This window comes from Sphingomonas sp. (assembly GCF_040398505.1).
Lineage (GTDB): Bacteria > Pseudomonadota > Alphaproteobacteria > Sphingomonadales > Sphingomonadaceae > Sphingomonas.
Genome location: NZ_JBBATX010000027.1, coordinates 19,811 through 27,093 on the forward strand (window position 1 = coordinate 19,811; position 7,283 = coordinate 27,093).

Genomic DNA, 7,283 nt, shown 5'->3' on the forward strand with positions numbered 1-7,283 from the left:
GGATAAAGCGTGTTTCGGACGCGGTTGGATTTGCCTAATTTTGTTGCAAAAGTCGCACGAGTCGCACCAACGCGTGGTTTTTTCGCGCTGGGGTGATGGCGGATCGACGGTTTGAAAGAGCGGCGGTGATTGTGGCATGAAGGCCGCGTGTAGGACATCCGTCGATGCCTGCGGGCGCGAAGCGAGTCCTGTATCGGGCACCCTTAGCTGGAAGGTTCCGTCGATGATCCGAGGACGTTGCTATCGCCGTGCGGTCGTCGCTGCCGTGTTCGCCACAATGCTTGCCGTTCCGCATCATCCGGCGATCGGCGCTCAGGCTAAGCGCGGCGACAAGCCTCTGAAAACGATTGAGATATCAGGTGATTACATCATACCGATCGTTGTGAAAGGAAAGTCGGCACGCCTTAAGGTCGCGGCCGATGCCCTGAAATGGCCAATCCTCAACGGCGGCTTCGCCAACGCGCTCGCGCTGAAATCGGGGCCGTTCAAGGGCAAGGGCAAGACCGAAGAAGGCGATTCCTTTACGATCAGTTCGAAAGTGGTCCGCAGCCAATATGGCGACTCGCGCAAGCGGCAACGGGCGTTGTGGGCCGACCGCGATGTCTTCACGGGCTTTGACGGTGTGGTTGGCCCAACCGGGATCGGCTATGACGTCGTCCGCATGACCTTGCGCGCGGCGTCGCCGGGCGACCGTGTCATTACGCATCCGCTGCGCAGTTTTCCGTTCTTTGGGCTGGTAAGCGCCGCGTTCGAGATCGAGATCGCCGGTGAACGCGTCGGCGTCGATTTCAACCTCGACCGCCACGATACGCTCGTCAACGCATCAACGGGCAAGCTGCTGGCCGATCATTATGGCGGCGCGCTGAGCGGCGATCCGGTGCAGTACCGGCTGTTCAACAGCACGAGCCGTCCGGGGCGGCGGCTGGTGCTTACCCGACCGTTCCTGATCGACGGTTATAGCGTTGGCGATATTGCCGTGCGCATCCGTCCCGAGGCGAAATCAAGCATTCCCGACAGCACCGTCGTGCCTGATCCCGATGAGATCGTCGTAACCGCAAATACGAAGAAGAAGCCGCGCTACGCGATCACGCTCGGCACCGATTATCTCAAAAACTGTTCGTCGATCACCTATGATCTGCGCGCCAAGACCGTTGCGCTGGCATGCACCTGAACGCTGGCGTCCCGAACTGATTGCCATGCCACGCAGCGCACCGCCGCGCGAAGGTGTTGCTTTATCGCATCGGCTGCGTCGCGTAATTTCCCCCGCGCGCCAACTAGGCTTGACCGTTACGCCCACGGACGGCACCGCCAATGTTGCACTTTCATGAATAAGGGGGGCCTTCCGTGCGCCATTCTACGCTTCTCGCCACGACATTCCTCGTGGTCTTCGCCACGCCCGCGCTCGCCCAGACAGCGCCTGCAGAACCGGCCCCGGCCGCGCCCGCCACAGAGAGCAAAGGGCTCGACGACATCGTCGTAACCGCCCAGCGGCGCTCGGAAAATCTGCAGAACGTGCCGCTGTCGGTGACCGCGATCCGTGGCGACAAGCTCGACGCGATTGCAGCGGGCGGACCAGACATCCGCTTCCTGTCGGCGCGCGTGCCGAGCCTGATCGTCGAATCGTCGTTCGGGCGCACCTTCCCGCGCTTCTACATTCGCGGTCTCGGCAATACCGATTTTGATTTCAACGCGTCGCAGCCGGTCAGCCTGGTCTATGACGATGTCGTTCTCGAAAACCCGATCCTGAAGGGTTTTCCGGTATTCGATCTCGACCGCGTCGAAGTGCTGCGCGGGCCGCAGGGGACGCTGTTCGGGCGCAACACGCCGGCGGGCATCGTCAAGTTCGATTCGGTCAAGCCGAGCGCCCGGACCAACGGCTATGGCCGCATCTCCTATGGCAGCTATAACGGCGTGAACGCGCAGGGCGCGATCGGCGCGCCGATTGTCGGCGATACTGTTACCGCGCGCGTCTCGGCGCTGTATCAGCGGCAGGACGGCTATGTCGACAATGTCGTGCCATCGGGTACGACCCGGAACCGCTTCGAGGGGTTCAAGGAATTTGCCGGGCGCGCGCAGATCGACATCAAGCCGACCGAGAATTTTGACATCCTGCTCGCCGGGCAATTGCGCACGCTGCGCGGTACCGCCCGCCTGTTCCGCGCCAATGTCTTCACCAAGGGACAGACCGGGCTCAACGCCACGTTCGACCGCAATCGCGTGTCGACCGATGGCAAGAACGAACAGAAGGTCGACACGCAGAACCTGTCGGCGCACGTCACCTATAATGCCGGGCCGGTGTCGCTGATTTCGGTGACGAGCTATTGGAGCGGAAACGCAACCTCGGTGGGCGATGTCGATGGCGGCTTCGGTGCCAACTTCCTGCCCGCCGGTGCCTATGGCCCAGGCAACATCCCCTTCACCGCCGAAACGCGTGACAGCGTGCCGCGGCTGCGCCAGTTCACGCAGGAATTCCGCATCGCCAGCAATGGCAATGGCGCGCTCAGCTATCAGGCCGGGGTGTTCTATTTCAGCGAGCAATTGCAGATCGTCAGCGAGAATTATTCGACGCTGGGCGACCCCAACAATGCGCCGGGCGCGGTCAACATTCTGGTCTCACAGGATCAGGACAGCAAGGCGTATGGCGTGTTCGGGTCGGCTACGTACAAGCTGACCGACCGGTTGAGCGTGACCGGCGGCGTTCGGTATAATAACGACAAGCGCAACTATTTCGTCACGCGCACCAAGGACACGCAGTTTCCGAACTTCCTGCAGGATCCGCTCGGATCGGTGCGGCGCTCAGTTTCGGGCGAAAACGTCACTTGGGACGCGACCGCCAACTTCAAGGCGACCGACGGGGTCAACCTCTATGCCCGCGCCGCAAAGGGATACCGTGCGCCGAGCATCCAGGGACGCATCCTGTTCCCCGCCAACACCGCCAACACGCTGGAGGACGGTGTCACCACTGCCAAATCCGAAACGATCCAGTCGTGGGAGGCGGGCGTCAAATCGACCTTCCTCGGCGGACGCGGCCGCTTCAATTTCAACGGCTTCTATTATGACCTCAACAATGCGCAGTTGACCGCAGTCGGCGGCGGGGTGAACGCCAACCGCTTGCTCAACGCCAAGAACGTGCGCGGCTATGGGCTTGAGGCGGATGCCGAGCTGCGCCCGATCCCGAACCTGACGCTGACCGCAGGATTGAGCTACAACCACACCGAAATTCGCGATCCGAACCTGACCACCGCGGCGTGCGGCGTGCAGGGCGCGGACGGCGTGGCGTTGTGTACTGTGCTCGATCCGGTGGTGGTGCCGACCGCGCCGTTCACCGCGGCGGTCGTCAACATCAACGGCAACAGCCTGCCGCAATCGCCGCGCTGGATCGCCAATTGGACCGCGCGCTATGGCGTGCCGATCGGCAATGGCGAAGTCTATGCCTATACCGACTGGGCGTACCGTTCGAAGATCAACTTCTTCCTGTACGAATCGGTCGAATTCCAGAGCAAGCATCTGCTCGAAGGCGGCTTGCGCGTCGGCTACAAAACCGATCGCTTCGATGTGGCGGGCTTCGTGCGCAACATCACCGACACGACGCAGGCAGTCGGCGGGATCGACTTCAACAATCTGACCGGCTTCGTCAACGAACCCCGCATCTTCGGGGTCGAGGCGGGGTTCAAATTCTGAAAGCTTTGATCGGGCACGCCGCCGCCGCGGTGGCGTGCCCGTTCAGCCGGCCAGTGCGGCCTTGACCGCGTCGATGGCATCGGCCGCCTTTGCGCCATCCGGCCCGCCGCCCTGCGCCATGTCGGGACGGCCACCGCCGCCCTGGCCGCCGAGCGTCGCCACGGCGAGCTTGAGCAAATCGACCGCGCTCTTGGTGGAGACCAGATCCTCGGTCAGACCGACCGCGACCGAGGCGCGGCCGTCATTGACCGCGATGATCATCGCGATGCCCGAGCCACCAAGGCGTTGCTTCATGTCATCGACCGCGCCGCGCAGGCCCTTGGGGTCGAGGCCATCGACGACTTGCCCGAGAAAATTGAGCCCGCCAATCTGTTCGGGGCCAGCTTGTGCCGCCCCTCCCCCGCCGCCGAGCGCCAGCGCCTTCTTGGCCTCGGCGAGTTCGCGCTCCAGGCGGCGGCGGTCCTCGACCAACGCGAGCACACGCGCCGGGACCTCATCGGGCGAGGATTTGAGCGCGGTCGCGGCTTCCTTGAGCTTGTCATCGCGCGACGTGAGATAGGCGCGCGCCGCTTCGCCCGTGAGCGCTTCGACCCGGCGGATGCCCGAGGAGACCGCGCCTTCGCTAACCAGCGTAAACAGGCCGATATCGCCGAGCGCGCGGACGTGCGTGCCACCGCACAATTCGAGCGAATAGGTACGATCGTCCTCGGTTCCCATCGAGACGACGCGGACTTCCTCGCCATATTTCTCGCCGAACAGCGCCATCGCGCCCTCGGCAATCGCTTCGTCGGGGGTCATCAGGCGCGTGCTGACGGCTCCGTTGGCGCGGATGTGGTGGTTCACATCGGCCTCGACTTGGGCGAGCGCGGCGGGATCGATCGCGCTTGGCTGCGAGAAATCGAAGCGCAAGCGTTCGGGTGCGACGAGGCTGCCCTTTTGCACGACGTGAAGGCCCAGGCGCTGGCGCAGCGCCTCGTGCAGCAAGTGGGTGGCGCTATGGTTGGCGCGGATGCGGTCGCGGCGGGCGCGGTCGATCGTAAGGTGGAGCGCATCACCGACCGCGATCTGGCCTTGCGTGATCGTGGTGCGGTGCGACCAGAGGCGGCCGAGATATTTGTGCGTGTCCTCGACTTGCCCCAGCACGCCGGGTGCGGTCAGCGTGCCGGTGTCACCGACTTGTCCGCCGCTTTCGGCATAGAAAGGCGTCTGGTTGACGACGATCTCGACGGTTTCGCCGGTGGATGCGCTGTCGACGCGCGCACCATCCTTGACGATCGCGACGACCTGGCCCTCGCCTTCCTCCGATGTGTAGCCGATGAATTCGGTGCCGCCTGAGCCTTCGGCGATGTCGAACCATACGTCATCGGACGCGCGCTGGCCCGATCCCTTCCACGCGGCGCGCGCGGCGCGCTTCTGTTCGGCCATCGCGGTGTCGAACCCGGTGCGGTCGATCCCGAAGCCCTGCGCGCGGAGGGCATCCTCGGTCAGATCGTAGGGAAAGCCGAAGGTGTCATAGAGTTTGAACGCGGTTTCGCCGGGGAGCGTCGCGCCCGGTTCCATCGCGGCGGTCGCTTCATCGAGCAGCCGCAGACCGTTGACCAGTGTGCGGCGGAACTGCGTCTCCTCCTGCAACAAGGTCGATTCGATCGAGGCCTGCGCGCGCACCAACTCAGGGTACGCCGCGCCCATTTCCGCGACGAGCGCAGGCACGAGCCGGTGCATCAACGGCTCCTTGCTCCCAAGCAAATGCGCGTGGCGCATTGCGCGGCGCATGATGCGGCGGAGCACATAGCCGCGGCCTTCATTGGCGGGCAGCACGCCATCGGCGACGAGGAAGCCCGAGGTGCGCAAATGATCCGCAATGACGCGGTGGCTTGCCTGATTGTCGCCGGTGGTCGCGGTGCCGGTGAGCGCGCCCGAGGCGGCGATCAGCGCCTTGAACGTGTCGGTGTCATAATTGTCGTGGACGCCCTGCAACACGGCGGCGATCCGCTCGAGCCCCATGCCCGTGTCGATCGACGGCTTGGGCAGCGGGGTCCGCGTGCCATCGGCCGATTGATCGAATTGCATGAACACGAGGTTCCAGATTTCGACGAAACGGTCGCCATCCTCATCAGGGCTGCCCGGCGGGCCACCGGGGATATGGTCGCCATGATCGAAGAAAATCTCCGAACACGGGCCGCACGGGCCAGTATCGCCCATCGACCAGAAATTGTCGTTGGTGGCGATGCGGATGATGCGTTCTTCGGGCAGGCCCGCGATTCGCTTCCACAGATCGAACGCTTCATTGTCGGTGTGATAGACGGTGACGGTCAGCCGGCTCGGGTCGATCCCCCATTCCTTGGTCAGCAGGCCCCAGGCGAGCGTGATCGCGCGTTCCTTGAAATAATCGCCGAACGAGAAATTGCCGAGCATTTCGAAGAAGGTGTGATGCCGCGCGGTGTAGCCGACATTGTCGAGATCGTTATGCTTGCCGCCTGCGCGCACGCACTTCTGGCTCGAGGACGCGGTGACGTACGGCCGCGTTTCCAGGCCGGTGAAGACGTTCTTGAACGGCACCATCCCCGCATTGACGAACATCAGCGTCGGATCGTTTTGCGGCACCAGCGGCGCGGACGCGATCTTCGCGTGGCCGTTGGCGGCGAAATAGTCGAGGAAGCTACGGCGGATGTCGTTCGTGGAGATCATGGTCGCATGGCTTAGGCGAGGCCGCGCCGTATCTCAAGCATGGCTCGGTTGGTCGTGATGCGATACGACCGCGCGATGGGGGGACTTGCCATGCGTTTGCTGATGATCGCACCGATGCTGTTGTTGCTCGCGCCGAGCGCCGAGGGTGCGGCGGTCGTGGCGCAAGATGCGCCGCTCCATACGATTTGTGGCGACGATACCGCCGCGCCGGGCATCGAACGGATCTTGCCCGGGTTCGGGGCTGGGGCGCTGACGATCTCGACCACGAAGCCGCAAGCGCAGGCGTTCTTCGATAACGGCATGCAACTGAGCCACGCCTTTGCGCACGATGCGGGTCGCGGCGCGTTCAAGGAAGCGGCGCGGATCGATCCGGCGTGTGCGATGTGCGTGTGGGGCGAGGCCTGGTCGGGCGGGCCGACGATCAACTTCACCGTCGATGCCGCGACGCAAGTGAAGATGGGCAAGCTGACCGACGCGGCGATCCCGCTCGCGGCGACGGGGCCGTTGCTCGAGCGGCAAATGCTCGCGGCGCTCAAGCTGCGCTACACGGATGGCGGCGGCAAGGGGCGGGGCGACCAAGCCTATGCCCGTGCGATGGATGCGATCGCGCTGGCGCATCCTGAAAGCGACGAGTTGCTCACGCTCGCAGCCGACGCGTGGATGATCCCGGCGGCACTGGCCGACAATAAGATCGGAATGCCGCGCGCGGTCGCGTTGCTGGAGGTGGTGCTGAAGCGCAATCCGGATTTCACCCCGGCGATCCATTTCTACATCCATGCGACCGAGATGAGCGGCTTTCCGGGGCGCGCCGAGCGCTATGCCGACCGGCTCGGCGCGCTCGCGCCCGCCGCCAGCCATCTGATCCACATGCCGAGCCACACTTATTATTGGATCGGCCGCTATCAGGATGCGAC

Annotated in this window: 3 protein-coding genes and 1 pseudogene; 3 read left to right on the top strand and 1 reads right to left on the bottom strand. The window is 63.9% G+C overall.

Translation table 11 applies throughout. The annotated features are described in order from the left end of the window. Nucleotides 1–382 precede the first annotated feature (382 nt). The gene (locus ABWP09_RS05635; protein ID WP_353204166.1) at nt 383–1,171 is read left to right on the top strand and encodes a hypothetical protein; all 789 of its coding nucleotides are present in this window, start codon (nt 383–385) and stop codon (nt 1,169–1,171) included. 173 nt (nt 1,172–1,344) lie between these two features. Continuing rightward, the gene (locus ABWP09_RS05640; RefSeq protein WP_353204167.1) at nt 1,345–3,681 is read left to right on the top strand and encodes a TonB-dependent receptor; all 2,337 of its coding nucleotides are present in this window, start codon (nt 1,345–1,347) and stop codon (nt 3,679–3,681) included. 42 nt (nt 3,682–3,723) lie between these two features. Here the strand turns inward: ABWP09_RS05640 and alaS are convergent, their stop codons facing one another. Continuing rightward, nucleotides 3,724–6,369 carry an alanine--tRNA ligase gene (alaS, locus tag ABWP09_RS05645; RefSeq protein ID WP_353204168.1) on the bottom strand — a complete coding sequence of 882 codons (2,646 nt, stop codon included), beginning with the start codon at nt 6,367–6,369 and terminating at the stop codon, nt 3,724–3,726. Nucleotides 6,370–6,444: 75 nt separating this feature from the next. Here alaS and ABWP09_RS05650 point away from each other — a divergent pair. Continuing rightward, nucleotides 6,445–7,283: pseudogene (locus ABWP09_RS05650) on the top strand (hypothetical protein); the annotation flags it as partial.